A 16784-nucleotide genomic window follows, 5' to 3' on the forward strand; every position below is an offset into this window, starting at 1 on the left:
TCAGAAATGCAGGCCCGGTAAGGCGACGCCGTTACCGGGCACAACACGGCAAAGATTAATGCGCGATTGGCTGCGCGCCGTGCGGCTGGCGCACGTGTTTGTATTTGAACAGCGCGATAAACGCGAAGAACAGCACCAGAGAATAGCCCGCGAAGATAAGCCACACTGGCTGCCAGTCGGTAATGCCGTTGGTGGTGTACATCTCAACCACTTTCCCGCTCACCACACCGCCCAGAATACAGCCGAAGCCGTTGGTCATCATCAGGAACATCCCCTGCGCGCTGGCGCGAATTTCAGGCTTGACCTCTTTTTCCACAAACACCGAACCGGAGATGTTGAAGAAGTCGAAGGCGCAGCCGTAAACAATCATCGACAGCACCAGCAGCACGGTGCCGAACGCGCTCGGGTCGCCGTAGGCGAACAGGCCGAAACGCAGCATCCATGCCGCGATACTGATAAGCATCACGTTCTTGATGCCGTAGCGGCTCAGGAAGAACGGGATGGTCAGGATGAACAGGGTCTCGGAAATCTGAGAAATAGACATCATCACCGACGCATGCTCAACGATAAAGCTGCCGGAGAACAGCGGGTTGTTATCGAAGCTGTGCAGGAAGGTGTTGCCAAACATATTGGTGATTTGCAGCTCCGCGCCCAGCAGCATGGAGAAGATAAAGAAGATCGCCATACGCTTGTTTTTGAACAGCGCGAAGGCGTCCAGGCCGAGCATGGTGCTCCAGCTCTGGTTTTTCTGCTGGTTAGAAACCGGAATGGTTGGCAGCGTCAGGGTGAAGATCGCCAGCACCACGGAGAGCGCCGCGCCAATGTAAAGCTGCATATGGCTCAGCTCGAAGCCTGCGAAGCTTACGCCCCACATCGCCATGATAAAGCCGATGGTGCCCCAGATACGGATTGGCGGGAAGTCGGTAACGATATCCAGCCCCGCGGATTTCAGGCGGTAGTAGGAGATGGTGTTGATCAGGCCAAGCGTTGGCATATAGGCCAGCGAGTTAAGCAGGATCACCATAAACATCGCGCCCGGCGTGGTGACCTCTGCCGCCATAAACAGCGTTCCCGCCCCGACAAGGTGGCAAAGCATGTACAGCCATTTGGCGCTGAGCCATTTGTCCGCCACGATCCCCAGCAGCGTTGGCATAAAGACCGCCGCAATACCCAGCGAGCTGTATACGGCACCGATTGACGCACCGTCGAACTTCAGCGTCACAAACATATAGGAGCCGAGTGTGGTCAGCCAGCTGCCCCACAGGCAGAACTGCAGAAACGACAAGATTTTAAGCTGCAGCTTAAGGTTCATGTTACTTTCCTCACAAGTGAGCGGGAGATATGTTGTTATAGGAACATTCAGGGTTGGTATTTGGTGCAATTCTATCAGCAGGCAACGATATGTTTTGTTACCTCCCGCAAAAAAATGCAATCCACATTAATTTGCAGTTTGGATTGTGATGCAAATAACATTTTCGTATGGATGGGGGTTAAATGGGTGCGGTCTGATGCCCTCACCCTGACCCTCTCCCACGGGGAGAGGGGAAGCAGAACACCTTCTCCTTGCAGGAGAAGGTGTGTTGATTATCTACGACGGTAGTTCTTCTGCGCCGTATTCACCTTATACAGATAACGACGGGATTCCGCAGACGGGTGGCGGGTGGTGAGGGTTGAGTAGACATCCCCCGGCGCCATGCTGTTGATGATATTTGCGGCCTGCACTCTGTCATTCGAGAACACGCGCAGCACGCTGCCCGCGCCGCCGTTGTAGGCGGTGATCACCGCGTAGCGACGTGACGTTGGGTTATCAATTCCGCCGAGGTAAACGTTGTTCAGCATCGCCAGATAGGCGGTGCCGGTATCAATGTTGCTCTGCGGATCGAACAGATAGCTACGGCTAGGCGTGCCGGATTTCCCCTGTGCCCGGAACACGTCTTTGCCCGCGCTATGCTGGACAACCTGCATCAGCCCCAGCGCGTCGGAACGGCTCACGGCGTACGGGTTAAACGACGATTCGGTCTGCATAATCGCCAGGATCAGCGACTCATCCACGCCGTACTTACGCGACGCCTGACGCACCATGCCCAGGTATTTATGCGCACGCTTGTCGAGGTGGTTCGGGACCAGGTTAATGGTCACGCTGTAAATGATTTTCAGACCGTTGGTGCGGCTTTTCAGGCGCGTTTGCAGCAGGTAATCGGCAAATTTGGTGGCGCGTCCTTCCCAGCGAATCGCCTGGCCGGTCTGATCGACCACCTGACCGTAGAGGAACGGCTCTTTCGAAATCGTGACATCGTCGGCGTCGGAATAGAGATCGATAGTTCCCGGATCGTCACCCATCAGCAGGGTTTTTACGATCGCTTCGCGTAAGCGGGCGGCAGGATCTGTCCCGGCGATAGTTTCAACGGTGATCGTACCGTCATCAAAGTTGATGTGGCTACGGGTCTGATAGGCGTCGGTGTATTTAACGTAGTCCTTTGGGCCTGCAATAAGAACTTCGTTAAACCCCCATATATTTTCGATGTTATGGGCAAACTGCCCCATCAAAATGTCAAAACCGTTGGTGTCCTTTACCCAGGCTTCATTGTAATCATCGCCTTTCTTAGAGGAACAAGACACAAGCAACGGCGCAACAAGAGCTAGCGCTAAAAGTTTTTTCATTATTCCGGGTATGCGTGTTGTGTTTGCTTTGGGGGTGCTGTTGACCGGCGGCGCTGCGCCTGCACGGGCCTACGGTTTTGTAGGCCGGGTAAGCGCAGCGCCACCCGGCACCAGCAGCGCGATATTATTTTTCCGGTGGCGTATAGCCTTCGATGTGAACGTCTTTACCCTCAAACAGGAAGTTAACCATCTCCTGCTCCAGCAGCTTGCGGTGCTCCGGGTTCATCATGCTGAGCTTTTTCTCGTTAATCAGCATGGTCTGCTTTTTCTGCCACTGTCCCCAGGCTTCTTTGGAGATCTCGTTGAAAATGCGCTTGCCCAGTTCGCCCGGGTAAAGCTGAAAATCCTGGCCTTCAGCGTCACGCTGTAGGAAGGTGCAAAAAATGGTTCTGGCCATACTCATTCCTCTTTTTATTGCCGATGCTAAACCAGTGCACCGGCACGTAATTGCTGTAACAGGCGCTCTACGGGAGCCGCCAGCCCGACAGAGGGCGGTTGCGCTAAGTTATACCAGAGAGCCTGGCCTTCATCCATGGACGAGCTGAATGAGGACACGGGAAGCCACATTGGCACAATATCCAGATGGAAATGGCTAAACGTATGGCGAAACGCGTTCTGTTGCTGGAGGTTATCGGCAGCAATCCCGCGCTGTTTAAGCCATTCCCTAAGTGACGCTTCATCTTCAAACTGTGGGAAGCAGTATAGACCACCCCACAGGCCGCTCGGCGGGCGGCGGGCGAGGAACACCTCGTCATTGTGCTGCATCAGCAGCATATACCCGGTGCGCTCCGGCAGCGTCTGCTTGGGCTTTTTGCCTGGATACTGTGCCCAGGCGCCTTTGGCATACGCCACGCAAATATTATTGACCGGGCACAGCTCGCACTTCGGTTTTGAGCGCGTGCAGACCATCGCCCCGAGATCCATCATCGCCTGATTAAAACGCTCCACGCCGTTGGCCGGGGTAACCGCTTCGCTGATCTCCCACAGCCGTTTTTCAACCTCTTTCCTGCCGGGCCAGCCGTCTACAGCGTAGCAGCGGGCCAGCACGCGTTTTACGTTGCCGTCGAGAATCGGAAAATGCTTGCCGAGTGACAGGGAGAGGATCGCGCCTGCCGTTGAGCGCCCGACGCCGGGCAGGTCGGCCACTTCGTCGAACGTTTCCGGGAATTTACCCTTATGCAGCGTGGCCATCTGCTGCGCGGCTTTATGCAGGTTGCGCGCGCGGGCGTAATAGCCAAGCCCGGTCCACAGGTGCAGCACCTCATCAACGGGGGCGTTTGCGAGATCGGTGACCGTCGGGAAGCGCGCCATAAAACGCTCGAAATAGGGGATAACCGTGGCGACCTGCGTTTGTTGCAACATCACCTCGGAGAGCCATACTTTGTAGGGCGTTTTTTCAATTTGCCAGGGCAGGGTTTTACGCCCGTATTTGTCGTACCAGTCCAGCACCTGGGCTGAAAATTGAGAGGCTTGCATGGTCATCGATTCACTTAATCAGGGACGCAGATTGCAGCACAGCGTCCATCTGCTGTAAACCGGATCTTTCCCATGCTTGCATAGAAGCCTTAACTTTGGATAATGCCCGTTTCCCGAACATTCTCACAAGCAGACAACTCTTTTATGAAAAACGACGTCATTTCACCGGAATTTGATGAAAACGGTCGCCCGCTGCGCCGTATTCGCAGCTTTGTCCGCCGTCAGGGCCGCCTGACCAAAGGGCAGCAACATGCGCTGGACAACTACTGGCCGGTGATGGGCGTTGAGTTCAGCGAGCAGCCTGTGGACTTTGCCGGGCTGTTTGGCCGCGAAGCGCCCGTGACGCTGGAGATCGGCTTTGGTATGGGCACTTCCCTGGTCACGATGGCGAAAGCCCGTCCTGAGCAGAACTTCCTCGGTATTGAGGTTCACTCCCCGGGCGTGGGTGCGTGCCTGGCGACCGCGCACGAAGAGGGCGTGGAAAACCTGCGCGTCATGTGTCACGACGCGGTGGAAGTGCTGCACAAAATGATTCCTGACAATTCTTTGAACATGGTTCAGCTCTTTTTCCCTGACCCGTGGCATAAAGCACGTCATAATAAACGCCGTATCGTTCAGGCACCTTTCGCAGAGCTTGTGAAAAGTAAGCTAAAACTGGGCGGCGTCTTCCACATGGCGACCGACTGGGAACCGTATGCGGAACATATGCTGGAAGTGATGTCGTCGCTGGACGGTTATAAAAACCAGTCAGAGAGCAACGATTATGTACCGCGCCCGGACTCACGTCCGGTAACGAAATTTGAACAGCGTGGCCATCGTCTTGGTCACGGTGTATGGGACTTAATGTTCGAGAGGGTGAAATAATGGCAAAGAACCGTAGCCGTCGTCTGCGTAAAAAAATGCACATCGAGGAATTCCAGGAAGTCGGTTTTTCCGTCGCGTGGCGTTTCCCGGAAGGGACCAGCGTAGAGCAAATTGATCAGGATGTTGATGCCTTCATCAGCGACGTTATTGAGCCTAACAAGCTGGCGTTTGATGGCAGCGGTTATCTGGCATGGGAAGGTCTGATCTGCCTGCAAGAAGTGGGCAAATGCACCGAAGAACATCAGGCCGCCGTGCGTAAATGGCTTGAAGACCACAAATGCGAAGACGTGCGCATCAGCGAACTTTTCGATATTTGGTGGGACTAAGTAAGCAATACGGGGCCAGCATTAGCTGGCCCATTTTGTCTTAGGGAGTTTTTATGATGCGCAAAACGTTGCTGGCTGTTGCTTTATTAGCAATCGGAACCACCGCCCATGCGGAGTATAAATGTAGCGTCACCCCGCGTGACGACGTGGTATTAAACCCGCAAACCGTTCAGGTCAAAGGCGAAAACGGCAATCTGGTGATCGCCCCGGATGGCAACGTAACCTTTAACGGCAAGCAGCAAACCCTGACCGCCGCCCAGCGCGAGCAGGCGAAAGATTATCAGGCCGAACTGCGTACCGCGCTGCCGTGGATTAACGACGGCGCCCTGACGCGCGTTGAGAAAAGCCGCGTGGCGCTGGATAAAATCATCACCAAAGAGGTCGGGGAGAGCAGCAATATGCGCACTCGCCTGACGAAGCTGGATGCTCAGCTGAAAGAGCAGATGAACCGAATCATTGAGAAACGCTCCGACGGCCTGACGTTCCACTATAAAGCGATCGATCAGGTGCGTGCCGACGGTCAAAACCTGGTGAACCAGGCGATGGGCGGCATTTTGCAGGACAGCATCAATGAGATGGGCGCCAAAGCCGTGCTGAAAGGCGGCGGTAACCCGTTGCAGGGCGTACTGGGCAGCCTGGGCGGATTGCAGACTTCGATTCAGAATGAATGGAAGAATCAGGAAGCCGATTTCCAGCAGTTCGGCAAAGACGTGTGTAAACGCGTGGTGTCTCTGGAAGACAGCCGTAAGGCGCTGGTGGGGACGCTGAAGTAATCAACGTCACCCCTCACCCTAACCCTCTCCCCAAAGGGGCGAGGGAATGGTTTGCTCCCTCTCCCTTTCAGGGAGAGGGCCGGGGTGAGGGTTGCAGCGCTCGCAGCGTTTCAAGGATCCTCTCTAACACCGCCTCTTCGTTACTCCAGAGTTCGTTGTTCCAGAAACGAATAACGTGCCAACCCTGTTGATTTAACCAATCCGTCCTTTGGCCATCGTATTCCTGATTTTCATCATGCTGCCCGCCATCCAGTTCAACAGCCAGACGAGCCGAGCAGCAGGCGAAATCAAGAATGTAGTTACCCACCGGGTGCTGTCGGCGAAATTTATAATTTTCGAAACGGCGACTGCGCAGTAAATACCACAGCCGTCTTTCTTCGTGAGTGAGCTCGCGTCTGAGCTGCTTTGCGTAAGAACGAATAATGTCCATCCCCACACTCTGCCAGCCTTTCCCTCAGCCGGCAGAACGGGATGCAAAATCCTGAATCAGCCTTCAGGATCTTCAGCGAGGAACAGCTCAAGAAGGGAGTTTAAGAACAGCTTACCGTGCTCAGTGATCTGCCAGTATTCATCACACTCGGTCAGATAGCCCTGCGCCAGCGCCTCGTCAATTTGCGAACGGATCGCCGACTCCGGCAGCCCGGTATAAAGCGCGAACTCGTTACGCGGCGCGGCTTCCAGCAGGCGGAAGCGGTTCATAAAGAACTCAAACGGTTTGTCCTCTGCCTCAACGTCATGCTGACGCTCAAGGTAGCGCCCCTCCATAAACCCGCGCGGATGGCGCGTCTTGGCGGTACGCAAAATGCGCCCGTCCGGGAAGGTCACTTTGCCGTGCGCGCCGCAGCCAATCCCCAGATAATCCCCAAAGCGCCAATAGTTCAGGTTGTGCTGACACTGATAGCCCGGCTTCGCGTAGGCCGAGGTCTCGTACTGCTCATAGCCTGCGGCAGTTAACAGCTGGTGACCCTGCTCGAAAATATCCCACAGCGCGTCGTCGTCCGGCAGCACCGGCGGGCGCGAGCCGAACAGCGTGTTGGGCTCGATGGTTAGCTGATACCAGGACAGATGCGGCGGGTTGAGTTCAATCGCCTGACGCAGGTCGTCCAGCGCCTCTTCCAGCGACTGATCCGGCAGGCCGTGCATCAAATCGAGGTTGAAGCTGCGAAGGCCCAGCCCCGTGGCGAGGTTCGCCGCGCGCTTTGCCTCTTCCGGACCGTGGATACGCCCCAGACGTTTTAACTTGGGCTCGCTAAAGCTCTGCACGCCGATGGAGATACGGTTCACCCCCGCGCGCTGATACTCGACAAAACGGTCGGCCTCAACGGTGCCGGGGTTAGCTTCCATCGTAATTTCTGCATCCGCTGCCAGATTCAGGCGCGCCCGCACGCCGTCCAGCAGCGTCTGCATTGCCGGGCCTGATAGCAGGCTCGGCGTACCGCCACCAATGAAAATGGTCTTAACTTCACGTCCCTGTGCGTAAGGTACATCGGCGTCCAGGTCGGCCAGCAGATGCGCAACGTAGTCATCGTGCGGCACTTCGCCCTTCAGCGCGTGCGAGTTGAAATCGCAGTACGGGCATTTCTGCACGCACCACGGGATATGAATATAAAGACTCAGAGGTGGCAAATTAGCCATTACGTAATGCTTCCAGTAACAGTTTTAGCGCGCGCCCGCGGTGGGAAATCGCGCTTTTCTCTTCGCGGGTCAGCTCCGCAGCGGTTTTGCCCTCGGTGGGGACAAAGAATATTGGGTCATAGCCAAAGCCGCCGTTTCCTGCCGCTTCGCGGGTAATCACGCCCGGCCAGCTGCCGTGGCAGACAATCGGGGTCGGATCTTCAGCGTGACGCAGATAGACCAGCACGCAGTGGAATTGCGCCTTGCGCTGCTCGTCCGGGACATCCTTCAGCGTGTCCAGAAGCTTTTCCAGATTACGCTGGTCGGTCGCGCCTTCACCGGAGTAACGCGCGGAGTAAATCCCCGGCGCACCGCCCAGATAATCCACCGCCAGACCGGAGTCATCGGCAATCGCGGGCAGGCCGGTAACCTGCGCGGCATGGCGCGCTTTAATGATCGCGTTTTCAATAAACGTCAGGCCGGTCTCTTCGGCTGAGTCCACGCCCAGCTCGGTCTGGGCAACCACGTCCAGACCAAAATCATTCAACAGCGAGGCCAGCTCGCGCACTTTACCGGCGTTACCGGTCGCGAGAACAACTTTTTGCATGGTTTATTCCTGTTCTGTCAGAGCCGCGACTTCCGTCGGGATAGATTGCGGATCGAGAATTTTTACCTGTTTATGCCGCCCAAGTTCACCCTTTTCAATGATGACCTGACTTTTTGCCACGCGGAACTGTTTCGCCAGATATTTGGTCAGATGCGCGTTTGCCTGTCCGTCAACGGGTGGGGCGGTGATGGCGACTTTTAACTCGTCGCCATGCAGTCCAACAATGCTGTCGCGGCTGGCTTTCGGCTGAATATACAGCCGTAAAACCAGCCCGTCGGCGCAGGTGCTTACCGCACTCATAGCGCCATCCACAGCCCCGGCAGCAGCATGTTGCCCGTGGCCTGTAACAGCTCGGCGATGCCCATGTTTACCACATACAGCAGCAGCACCAGGATCATCGGTGAGAAATCGATGCCGCCCATCGATGGCAGCAGGTTGCGGATCGGACGCAGAAGCGGCTCGGTAAGCTGGATCAGCGCATACTCCACCGGGCTACGGCCCTGGCTCACCCAGCTCATGATCGCCATCACCAGCAGCACCCAGAAGATGAGCAGGCCGATGGTCTTCACCAGGATCAGCACGGCGGCAATCCAGATAATAGGCTGGAAGGTCACCACCATAAACAGCACGATGGCTTTAATTACGCTCAGCACAAACGCGACCAGCAACGAGGCGCTGTCGATTGGCCCCATTGCAGGGATCACGCGGCGCAGCGGCCCAACGACAGGCTGTGTGATTTTCACCACAAACTGCGAGAAGGGATTGTAAAAATCACAACGAGCCCACTGCATCCAGACGCGCAGCAAAAGCGCCATCGTATACAGCTCAATGACCGTTGAGAGCAGGAAAGTCAACGTTTTCATGGCGTTCCTCAGGTTTCCTTATTTTGGGGAGTAATCGCGCGCACCGAAAATAGCCGTGCCGATGCGCACCATAGTGCTGCCTGCCGCGATGGCGGCTTCCATATCATCCGACATGCCCAGCGAAAGCGTGTCTATCGTTGAGTAGCGAGCCTTAAGCGCCTCAAATGCTACAGCCATTTGCTGTGCCACGGCAAACTGCCTTTCGTAACTTGACTCAGGCGCCGGGATCGCCATCAATCCGCGCAGGGTTAACCCCGGGAGAGCGGCGACCTCAGCGGCCAGCGTATCCAGCTCGGCAAGCTTAATGCCGGACTTACTGTTCTCGTCACTAATATTGATTTGAATCAGCACGTTAAGCGGTGCCAGTTCCGCCGGGCGCTGCTCGCTCAGGCGCGTGGCAATACGCAGACGGTCGATGGTATGACACCAGTCAAAATGCTCTGCAACCAGACGGCTTTTGTTCGACTGCAACGGGCCGATAAAGTGCCATTGCAGGTCAGCGTGTCCCGCCTCCCGGAAATAGCGAATTTTATCCACGCCTTCCTGCACGTAATTTTCGCCAAACGCGCGTTGACCGGCGGCAACTGCTTCTGCGATGGCGCTCGCAGGTTTGGTTTTACTGACTGCAAGCAACGTAACTTCTTCTGAAGCACGGCCGCAACGCGTTGCAGCGGCTGAGATTTTGTCCCGGACCTGTGCCAGGTTATGCGCAATGTCGTTCATATTCCGAGGAGAGTCGTGTGGTGTTGGAAGAAATGGTGGCCCTTAGTGTAAAGCATAACGTGTCGGATCTACACCTGTGCAGTGATTCGCCACCCCGCTGGCGCAGGTCCGGCCTGCTTGAGCCCGCGCCGTTTCCTGCACCTGACGTAAAGCAGCTTCTGGAAAGCTGGCTCAACGACGAGCAGCAGGGGGGCTGGTGGGCAAACGGGCAGGTTGATTTTGCCCTGACGCTTCCCGGCGAACAGCGCTTGCGCGGCAGTGCGTTCAGCCATATCAACGGCGTGTCGGTGGCGCTGCGTATTCTGCCTGTCTCCTGCCCAAAGCTTGCCGCGCTGGGCGCGCCGAAGGCGATACCGGCGCTGCTGGCTGGCGGCAGCGGTTTGATACTGGTCACGGGGGCGACCGGCAGCGGCAAGTCCACCACACTCGCGGCCATGGTCGATTATCTCAATCAGCATTACGACGGGCATATTCTGACGCTGGAAGATCCGGTGGAGTTTATTTATCAAAGCCAACGCTGTCTTATCCAGCAGCGGGAGGTCGGTCAGCACTGCCGCTCGTTCGCCGAGGCGCTGCGCGGGGCGTTGCGCGAGGATCCCGACGTCATCCTGCTGGGGGAGCTGCGCGACAGTGAAACTATCCGGCTGGCGCTGACGGCCGCAGAGACCGGGCATCTGGTGCTGGCGACGCTGCATACGCGCGGGGCGGCGCAGGCGATAGAGCGGCTGGTGGATACCTTCCCGTCGCAGGAAAAAGATCCGGTGCGCAATCAGCTGGCGGGCAGCTTACGGGCGGTGCTGGCGCAAACGCTGTGTCAGGATCGTCAGGGAGGGCGCGTAGCGCTGTACGAACTGCTGGTAAATACCTCTGCGGCGGCGAACCTGATCCGTGAAGGCAAAACCTGGCAACTACCGGGCATTATTCAGACCGGGCAGCAGGCGGGGATGCAGAATTTTGCGCAGAGTCGGGCAGAGCGGTGCGCCCAGGGGCGAATTGCCCCGAGCGCTTAAAAACCCTGCTCGAAGTAGCTTTCGAGAATGATGACGGCGGAGGCAGAGTCGACGCTGCCTTTGTTAAGCGCCCTGAACCCACCGTGTTCAAACAGCCCTGCGCGGGCTTCGACGGTGCTAAGACGTTCGTCGTGCAGCTTAACCGACACGCCAAAACGGCCGTGGATTTTGTTCGCGAACTTACGCGCACGGGCGGTGAGGGGCTGTTCGGTGCCGTCCATGTTCAGCGGCAGGCCCACGATAACGTCATCGGGCTGCCACTCTTTAAGCAGGCGTTCGATAAGCGTCCAGTCCGGCGTGCCGTCGTTAGCCTTGAGCGCCGTCAGCGGGCGAGCCGTGCCGGTGATGCGCTGGCCAATGGCAACGCCGATACTCTTTGTGCCGAAATCGAAGGCAAGCAGCGTTCCGCTCATTACGCGTGCCCCGCTACGCCCGGCATGGTCAGGATATCAATGCCAATCAGCTTGGCAGAATCACGCCAGCGATCGGCGATAGGCGTTTTAAACAGAATGTTCAGATCCGCAGGCGCGGTCAGCCAGGCGTTATCCAGGATCTCCTGCTCAAGCTGGCCTTTTTCCCACGAGGCGTAGCCCAGGGCAACCAGCACTTCGGAAGGCTGGTCAGCGGTGCCCAGCGTTTCAAGCACGTCGCGCGAGGTGGTGATCACGGTGTTATCTGAAATACGGATGCTGGAGGAGAACGCCGGAGGGGTATGCAGGATAAAGCCACGATCTTCTGCCAGCGGCCCGCCTGCCATCACCGGCTTATCAAGGCGGATCTCAGGAAGACGGTTTTCGGTCGTGATTTTCAGCTTGTCCAGAATGCCTTCGACTTGCAGGTTTTCCAGCGGCTTATTGATGATAATGCCCATGGCGCCGTCTTCATTGTATTCGCAGATATAAACGACGGAACGGCGGAACATCGGATCCTGGAGAGCAGGCATGGCAATAAGAAAGTGATGCTGTAAATTCATTGTCAGAGGTACTGTTTCCTGGTTTAAAAAGCGACAGCGCCCAGTATGGGGATAAACCAGGGCGCTGTCACAGGTTATTTCTGTAAACGCTTTTCGATAGCGTCCATCAGCATTCCGGTGATCGAGATTGGGAATTCCGCTTCGATTTCACGTATACAGGTCGGGCTGGTGACGTTCACTTCGGTCAGGCGATCGCCGATGATGTCCAGGCCAACGAAGATAAGACCTTTGGCTTTCAGCGTCGGGCCCACGCGGCGGGCAATTTCCCAGTCGCTTTCGGACAGCGGACGCGGTTCACCACGGCCACCGGCGGCCAGGTTGCCGCGGGTTTCTCCGCCCTGTGGAATACGCGCCAGGCAGTAAGGTACCGGCTCGCCGTCTACCACCAGAACGCGCTTATCGCCATCAACGATAGCTGGCAGGTAGTTCTGCGCCATGCAGTAGCGGGTGCCCAGTTCGGTCAGGGTCTCGGCAATCACGCCGATGTTCGGATCGCTCTCTTTGACGCGGAAAATTGACGCGCCGCCCATGCCGTCCAGTGGTTTCATGATGATATCGCCGTGCTTCTGCCAGAATTCCTTCAGCTGTGCTTTGCTGCGGGTCACCAGGGTTTCAGGCGTCAGGTCGGAGAACCAGGCGGTGTAGAGCTTCTCGTTACAGTCGCGCAGGCTCTGCGGTTTGTTGACGATCAGCGTGCCTTTCTCTTCGGCGCGCTCAAGGATATAGGTGCAGTAGATGAACTCGGTGTCGAACGGCGGATCCTTACGCATCAGGATCACGTCCAGATCCGCAAGCTGGATATCCTGCTCGGCGCCAAATTCATACCATTTGTCGTAGTTCTGCTCGACGTTAACGAGGCGGGTGCGCGCGCGGGCTTCACCGTTGATCAGGTAAAGATCGTTCATCTCCATATAGTGGAGTTCATAGCCGCGACGCTGCGCTTCCAGCAGCATAGCGAAGCTGGAATCTTTCTTGATGTTAATGTTTGCGATGGGATCCATCACGATGCCGAGCTTGATCATGTTCTTCTCCATTTATACGTCAACCCAGATCGCCAAACCGCACCTGGAGCGCGGTAATGGCTGTGAGCGCAGTTGTCTCAGTACGCAGAACGCGAGGTCCCAACAGAATATCAGTAAACTGGTAACGTGCGGTCATGGCAATTTCGTCAGCCGACAGGCCCCCTTCAGGGCCAATCAGCAGGCGCACGCGTTCAACGGGCAGCGGCAGCGTATTGATGCTGGCGCTGGCGCGCGGGTGAAGATTGAGCTTAAGCCCGCTATCTTCTTCAGCGCACCAGTCCTCCAGATCCATCGCCGGGCGGATCTCCGGAATACGGTTGCGGCCGCTCTGTTCACAGGCAGCGATGGCGATTTTCTGCCACTGCTGGATCTTTTTGTTCAGACGTTCCGCATCCAGTTTAACGCCACAGCGTTCAGAAAAAAGTGGCGTAATGAGGCTTACACCCAGTTCAATGGATTTCTGGATCGTGAATTCCATCTTCTCACCGCGCGACATCACCTGCCCTAAATGGATGTGCAGCGGCGATTCACGGTCGTCCACTTCGCCGCGCAGCACGTTGACATGTACGCTTTTTTTATCGGCGCGCGTAATTTCAGCGTCGAAAACCTGATTCGAACCGTCAAAAAGCTGGATCGCCTGGCCCGCCCCCATGCGCAGCACGCGGCCTACGTGGTTTGCGGCGTCGTCAGAGAGGGCGATTTCGTGGCCCGCGGTAATCAGTTCAGGGTGGTAGATGCGAGGAATGCGCATAGTCAGAAATTCCATGTGTGATGCAATGTAAGCAAGTTGCCGCTAGTGTAGGTTAGCTCTTTTGCGCCTGGCAAGCCCGCTGGACGTAAGGGTTGTGATTGCCCTGAACCTTCGCGATACGCTCGTCGCGCTGGCATTCCCAGTCGGTGACCGGATACTGCTTATCCCAGGCGTTAAACAGCTGCGTCTGCTGACGTGAAAGATTCAGCTCGTAGCGGTCGCGCATATAGAAGTAGGTGCGGGCGATGCTGCCGCGCGCGCGGGCAGGGGGCTCGGCGACTTTCTCTTTGAAATCGACCTTCATGGCGCACTGACCGTACTGGCCCTCGCCGCCGTTCCACTGGCTGTACATGAAGTTGCCGCGATCGCCGTTCACTTCGCCCACCGCCGGTTGCAGGTTATGCATATCGCTTTCCATCTGGCGATAAACCGGATCTTTGGAGCAGTTCTGACGTCCGCCGTCCTGCCAGCACTGGCGCTGGTGGCCGAACTGCCAGGCCGGAACCACATGTTCCCATTCGATGCGGCTGGCGCGGTTTTCGTTTTTACGCACCTTATAGCCGCACGATTCGAGGTCCACGACCCCTTTTTTGCCCTGCCAGTTGATTTTACAGCCGCAGTAGAAATCGCCCGGCACGTCGGCGTTGATTTTTACCCCTGCGGATTTTGCCTGAGAGAAACTGTGGATACCGTCGGCCAGCGCCGGGCCTGAGAGAGCGGTCGCCAGAAGGGCAGCCGCGAATGCGAAATTACGGGACATCTTACGCTCCATGTCAAAACAAGCCCGCAACCTAACGAATGTTGTTCTTATATGCAATCAGTCAGATCAGGAAAGCTCCTGATTGTTCAGTCAATTACTCGGCGACCAGCGGTTCACCGCATTTAACGCAGCGGTAGGTCGCTTCCCCGCGTACGACGCGGTTGTGGCGACGAACGGTCAGCTGATGCTGCTGGCACTGGCAACGGTAGGGGAACGTATTCGTGCGTACCGACCCCAGCTCGAACTGGTGCGTGCGGCGCGCCGGAACGCCGAGCACGGCCTCCATCATCCACTTCCACTCTTTGCCGTGCGGCGCCACGCGACCAAAGTGCTTCCACACCAGTAAATGCGCCAGCTCGTGCGGAACGACCTCGTCAATAAAAGCCTGCTCGTTCTCCAGCATTAACACCGGGTTGAGGCGAATTTCGTATGACTCCAGCCAGGCGGTGCCCGCCGAGGTGCCGCGCTGCTGATAGACCACTTTAGGTTCGGGATAGTTGCGGCCGAGCTTCAGGTTTGCCTGAGCGAGTTTTTCCCGCAGGCTGCGCATGACGGCTTGCTGAATGGCGATAGGGAGGCGGGGCGTTTTCATAGGGGCAGAGCATAAAACGCGAAGCGGGGAGGTGCAAGGGGCACCTCCCACGAGGAGGATCAGTTGCGTGCGCCGATTTCGCGCAGCGGGCGACCTTTCATCAGGTTACGTTCAATGTGTTCCAGCGAAACGTGTTTGGTTTCAGGAACCAGCCAGATGGTCAGAACGATGAAGAACAGGTTCAGCGCGGCGTACACCCAGAAGGTATTCGCGTTGCCCAGCGTGTTGAGCATCGTCAGGAAGGTTGCGCCGACAATCATGTTGGCGATCCAGTTCGTTGCGGTAGAGCAGGTGATACCGAAATCGCGCCCCTTCAGCGGCTGGATCTCAGAGCACAGTACCCAAATCAGCGGACCGGCGCTCATCGCAAAACCGACGATAAACATCAGCAGCATCCCCACGGCGAAGTACTGCGCGGTCGGTGAGTGAATGCCCACATGCATCATGGTACCCAGTACGCCCATGCCGACGGCCATCACCAGGAAGCCCAGCGTCAGGGTCGGCTTACGGCCCCAGCGGTCAACCAGACCGATAGCGATAAAGGTGGCCAGCACGTTGGTCAGACCGACGATCACCGTACCCCACATCTGCTCGGTGGTGTTGGTATATCCCGCCAGCTCAAAGATTTTCGGCGCGTAATACATGATGACGTTCATCCCGGTGAACTGCTGCATCACCTGCAACAGCACGCCCAGGAATACCGCACGGCGGAAGTTGCTGTTCTCTTTGAACAGCGCCCAGCCGGACTGTTTTACCTTCAGGCTTTCGCGGATCTCTTCCAGCTCGTTTTTCGCCTCTGCGCTGGTATCACGCAGGCGCATCAGCACGCGCTCGGCATCGTGGAAGCGGCGCTTCGCGGCGAACCAGCGCGGGCTGTCCGGCAGGAAGAAGACGCCAATCAGCAGCAGAATGGCCGGAATGATGATCACGCCGAGCATCCAGCGCCACGCGCCGCTGTAGCTGAACGCGGTATCAGAAAGATAAGCGCCGAGAATACCGATGGTGATCATCAGCTGATACATCGAGATCATGCTGCCACGAATTTTTTCCGGTGCGATTTCGGAGAGGTACAGCGGCGCGGTATAGGACGCCACGCCAACGGCCAGGCCGAGCAGCACGCGCGACAGGATCAGCACTTCTACGTTAGGCGCGGCGGCGGAGAAGAGTGATCCGGCCACGAAGAGGATCGCGCCAATCATCAGGCTCTTTTTGCGCCCGAGCTTGAAGGAGAGCCAACCGCTGCCGACGGCACCGACGGCTGCACCGAACATCATGGAGCTAACAACCCATTCCTGGGTGTGTGCAGTAATCTGGAATTCATCCGCGATAAACGGAAGCGCACCGGCAATGACGCCGATATCCAGGCCAAAGAGTAATCCTGCCAGGGCGGCGAGGAAGCAGACGAAAAAGGTCATCGCCTTGTTGGACGTACGCCCCTGTTTTTTATTGTCAGGCATTATGCCCTCCAGTTGGGTTATCAGTTTTATTGATGTTAAGGGTAAGTGAGCGACCCGTAAAAATATGTGAAATAAATCACAATGGTGTAATCGGTTACACTAATGTGTAATCGTAAATAATATTAAAGCTTTGAAAATATAGAGCTAAATTAATTGATATGCATCGCGAACGAGCACAATTCAGACTTAACTGAAAGGGAATGTAACAGCAGAAGAAATGCGATCATGCAAAGAGAATAGTCTGAAAGCGAGGGATGTTTGGTGCGGTGTAAACGGTATCATTTTATCGCCGGGTGGCGGCTGCGCCTTACC

Annotated in this window: 21 protein-coding genes; 4 read left to right on the plus strand and 17 right to left on the minus strand. The window is 56.5% G+C overall.

Annotation, left to right across the window (positions count from 1 at the left end; genetic code table 11):
• Positions 1–55: 55 nt before the first annotated feature.
• The 4 genes from ACSVHP_RS07425 to mutY form a co-directional block, all read right to left on the minus strand.
• Positions 56–1312 (minus strand): nucleoside permease, encoded by a 1257-nt coding sequence (locus tag ACSVHP_RS07425; RefSeq protein WP_234675622.1) that lies wholly within the window; start codon positions 1310–1312, stop codon positions 56–58.
• A 272-nt stretch (positions 1313–1584) separates the two neighbouring features.
• A complete protein-coding gene (gene mltC / locus ACSVHP_RS07430; RefSeq protein ID WP_447551483.1) occupies positions 1585–2661 on the minus strand; it encodes a membrane-bound lytic murein transglycosylase MltC in 1077 nt (358 codons plus the stop codon).
• A gap of 124 nt (positions 2662–2785) precedes the next feature.
• Positions 2786–3058 carry an oxidative damage protection protein gene (locus ACSVHP_RS07435; RefSeq protein WP_234675620.1) on the minus strand — a complete coding sequence of 91 codons (273 nt, stop codon included), beginning with the start codon at positions 3056–3058 and terminating at the stop codon, positions 2786–2788.
• A gap of 26 nt (positions 3059–3084) precedes the next feature.
• Positions 3085–4137: an A/G-specific adenine glycosylase gene (gene mutY / locus ACSVHP_RS07440; protein WP_447551485.1), complete on the minus strand. Its 1053-nt coding sequence runs from the start codon at positions 4135–4137 to the stop codon at positions 3085–3087.
• A gap of 144 nt (positions 4138–4281) precedes the next feature.
• Between mutY and trmB the strand changes: the two genes are divergently transcribed.
• From trmB to ACSVHP_RS07455, 3 genes are read left to right on the plus strand one after another with little or no spacing between them, the layout of a single operon-like run.
• Positions 4282–5001, plus strand: coding sequence for a tRNA (guanosine(46)-N7)-methyltransferase TrmB (gene trmB / locus ACSVHP_RS07445; RefSeq protein ID WP_447551486.1), 720 nt, complete (start codon positions 4282–4284; stop codon positions 4999–5001).
• Complete coding sequence (locus tag ACSVHP_RS07450) at positions 5001–5327, plus strand: YggL family protein (protein ID WP_234675617.1); 327 nt, start codon at positions 5001–5003, stop codon at positions 5325–5327. The genes trmB and ACSVHP_RS07450 overlap by 1 nt, the downstream gene beginning before the upstream one ends.
• A 53-nt stretch (positions 5328–5380) precedes the next feature.
• On the plus strand, positions 5381–6100 hold the full coding sequence (locus tag ACSVHP_RS07455; protein ID WP_234675616.1) for a YggN family protein: 720 nt from the start codon (positions 5381–5383) through the stop codon (positions 6098–6100).
• A gap of 67 nt (positions 6101–6167) precedes the next feature.
• On the opposite strand, the gene ACSVHP_RS07460 is transcribed toward ACSVHP_RS07455, so the two are convergent.
• The 6 genes from ACSVHP_RS07460 to ACSVHP_RS07485 are packed head-to-tail and all read right to left on the minus strand — an operon-like array spanning position 6168 to position 9907.
• On the minus strand, positions 6168–6530 hold the full coding sequence (locus ACSVHP_RS07460) for an endonuclease domain-containing protein (protein WP_447551488.1): 363 nt from the start codon (positions 6528–6530) through the stop codon (positions 6168–6170).
• Between the two features lie 56 nt (positions 6531–6586).
• Positions 6587–7735 (minus strand): radical SAM family heme chaperone HemW, encoded by a 1149-nt coding sequence (hemW, locus tag ACSVHP_RS07465; RefSeq protein ID WP_447551490.1) that lies wholly within the window; start codon positions 7733–7735, stop codon positions 6587–6589.
• The gene (locus ACSVHP_RS07470; protein WP_234675613.1) at positions 7728–8321 is read right to left on the minus strand and encodes an XTP/dITP diphosphatase; all 594 of its coding nucleotides are present in this window, start codon (positions 8319–8321) and stop codon (positions 7728–7730) included. The genes hemW and ACSVHP_RS07470 overlap by 8 nt, the downstream gene beginning before the upstream one ends.
• A gap of 3 nt (positions 8322–8324) precedes the next feature.
• Positions 8325–8621, minus strand: coding sequence for a DUF167 family protein YggU (yggU, locus tag ACSVHP_RS07475; protein WP_217186911.1), 297 nt, complete (start codon positions 8619–8621; stop codon positions 8325–8327).
• Positions 8618–9184, minus strand: a complete 567-nt coding sequence (locus tag ACSVHP_RS07480; protein ID WP_234675611.1) for a YggT family protein — start codon at positions 9182–9184, stop codon at positions 8618–8620. The genes yggU and ACSVHP_RS07480 overlap by 4 nt, the downstream gene beginning before the upstream one ends.
• 18 nt (positions 9185–9202) lie before the next feature.
• Positions 9203–9907, minus strand: coding sequence for a YggS family pyridoxal phosphate-dependent enzyme (locus ACSVHP_RS07485; protein WP_234675610.1), 705 nt, complete (start codon positions 9905–9907; stop codon positions 9203–9205).
• A 17-nt stretch (positions 9908–9924) separates the two neighbouring features.
• On the opposite strand from ACSVHP_RS07485, the gene ACSVHP_RS07490 reads away from it, so the two are divergent.
• Complete coding sequence (locus ACSVHP_RS07490; protein ID WP_447551492.1) at positions 9925–10917, plus strand: type IV pilus twitching motility protein PilT; 993 nt, start codon at positions 9925–9927, stop codon at positions 10915–10917.
• Here the strand turns inward: ACSVHP_RS07490 and ruvX are convergent.
• The 7 genes from ruvX to galP all read right to left on the minus strand — a co-directional run bounded on the left by ruvX (position 10914) and on the right by galP (position 16472).
• Positions 10914–11330, minus strand: a complete 417-nt coding sequence (ruvX, locus tag ACSVHP_RS07495; protein WP_234675608.1) for a Holliday junction resolvase RuvX — start codon at positions 11328–11330, stop codon at positions 10914–10916. The genes ACSVHP_RS07490 and ruvX overlap by 4 nt on opposite strands.
• Positions 11330–11890 (minus strand): YqgE/AlgH family protein, encoded by a 561-nt coding sequence (locus tag ACSVHP_RS07500; RefSeq protein ID WP_234675607.1) that lies wholly within the window; start codon positions 11888–11890, stop codon positions 11330–11332. Before ACSVHP_RS07500 ends, ruvX begins: the two co-directional genes overlap by 1 nt.
• A 74-nt stretch (positions 11891–11964) precedes the next feature.
• On the minus strand, positions 11965–12912 hold the full coding sequence (gshB, locus tag ACSVHP_RS07505; RefSeq protein ID WP_417314960.1) for a glutathione synthase: 948 nt from the start codon (positions 12910–12912) through the stop codon (positions 11965–11967).
• A gap of 19 nt (positions 12913–12931) precedes the next feature.
• Positions 12932–13663, minus strand: coding sequence for a 16S rRNA (uracil(1498)-N(3))-methyltransferase (rsmE, locus tag ACSVHP_RS07510; RefSeq protein WP_234675605.1), 732 nt, complete (start codon positions 13661–13663; stop codon positions 12932–12934).
• A 52-nt stretch (positions 13664–13715) separates the two neighbouring features.
• A complete protein-coding gene (gene endA / locus ACSVHP_RS07515; protein WP_417314959.1) occupies positions 13716–14423 on the minus strand; it encodes a deoxyribonuclease I in 708 nt (235 codons plus the stop codon).
• A 94-nt stretch (positions 14424–14517) separates the two neighbouring features.
• The gene (locus tag ACSVHP_RS07520) at positions 14518–15015 is read right to left on the minus strand and encodes a SprT family zinc-dependent metalloprotease (RefSeq protein WP_417314958.1); all 498 of its coding nucleotides are present in this window, start codon (positions 15013–15015) and stop codon (positions 14518–14520) included.
• A gap of 59 nt (positions 15016–15074) precedes the next feature.
• Complete coding sequence (gene galP, locus ACSVHP_RS07525; RefSeq protein WP_234675602.1) at positions 15075–16472, minus strand: galactose/proton symporter; 1398 nt, start codon at positions 16470–16472, stop codon at positions 15075–15077.
• Positions 16473–16784 lie beyond the last annotated feature (312 nt).

The organism is Enterobacter sp. 186315, assembly GCF_053290175.1.

Bases quoted from the DNA above. Each gene is read 5' to 3' on its own strand.
- ACSVHP_RS07460 (WP_447551488.1), bottom strand. From the start codon at position 6,530: ATGGACATTATTCGTTCTTACGCAAAGCAGCTCAGACGCGAGCTCACT.
- endA (WP_417314959.1), bottom strand. From the start codon at position 14,423: ATGTCCCGTAATTTCGCATTCGCGGCTGCCCTTCTGGCGACCGCTCTC.
- ruvX (WP_234675608.1), bottom strand. From the start codon at position 11,330: ATGAGCGGAACGCTGCTTGCCTTCGATTTCGGCACAAAGAGTATCGGC.
- ACSVHP_RS07480 (WP_234675611.1), bottom strand. From the start codon at position 9,184: ATGAAAACGTTGACTTTCCTGCTCTCAACGGTCATTGAGCTGTATACG.
- ACSVHP_RS07450 (WP_234675617.1), top strand. From the start codon at position 5,001: ATGGCAAAGAACCGTAGCCGTCGTCTGCGTAAAAAAATGCACATCGAG.
- ACSVHP_RS07470 (WP_234675613.1), bottom strand. From the start codon at position 8,321: ATGCAAAAAGTTGTTCTCGCGACCGGTAACGCCGGTAAAGTGCGCGAG.
- ACSVHP_RS07520 (WP_417314958.1), bottom strand. From the start codon at position 15,015: ATGAAAACGCCCCGCCTCCCTATCGCCATTCAGCAAGCCGTCATGCGC.
- rsmE (WP_234675605.1), bottom strand. From the start codon at position 13,663: ATGCGCATTCCTCGCATCTACCACCCTGAACTGATTACCGCGGGCCAC.
- ACSVHP_RS07425 (WP_234675622.1), bottom strand. From the start codon at position 1,312: ATGAACCTTAAGCTGCAGCTTAAAATCTTGTCGTTTCTGCAGTTCTGC.
- ACSVHP_RS07435 (WP_234675620.1), bottom strand. From the start codon at position 3,058: ATGGCCAGAACCATTTTTTGCACCTTCCTACAGCGTGACGCTGAAGGC.
- gshB (WP_417314960.1), bottom strand. From the start codon at position 12,912: ATGATCAAGCTCGGCATCGTGATGGATCCCATCGCAAACATTAACATC.
- ACSVHP_RS07500 (WP_234675607.1), bottom strand. From the start codon at position 11,890: ATGAATTTACAGCATCACTTTCTTATTGCCATGCCTGCTCTCCAGGAT.
- trmB (WP_447551486.1), top strand. From the start codon at position 4,282: ATGAAAAACGACGTCATTTCACCGGAATTTGATGAAAACGGTCGCCCG.
- galP (WP_234675602.1), bottom strand. From the start codon at position 16,472: ATGCCTGACAATAAAAAACAGGGGCGTACGTCCAACAAGGCGATGACC.
- ACSVHP_RS07455 (WP_234675616.1), top strand. From the start codon at position 5,381: ATGATGCGCAAAACGTTGCTGGCTGTTGCTTTATTAGCAATCGGAACC.
- yggU (WP_217186911.1), bottom strand. From the start codon at position 8,621: ATGAGTGCGGTAAGCACCTGCGCCGACGGGCTGGTTTTACGGCTGTAT.
- ACSVHP_RS07485 (WP_234675610.1), bottom strand. From the start codon at position 9,907: ATGAACGACATTGCGCATAACCTGGCACAGGTCCGGGACAAAATCTCA.
- mutY (WP_447551485.1), bottom strand. From the start codon at position 4,137: ATGCAAGCCTCTCAATTTTCAGCCCAGGTGCTGGACTGGTACGACAAA.
- hemW (WP_447551490.1), bottom strand. From the start codon at position 7,735: ATGGCTAATTTGCCACCTCTGAGTCTTTATATTCATATCCCGTGGTGC.
- mltC (WP_447551483.1), bottom strand. From the start codon at position 2,661: ATGAAAAAACTTTTAGCGCTAGCTCTTGTTGCGCCGTTGCTTGTGTCT.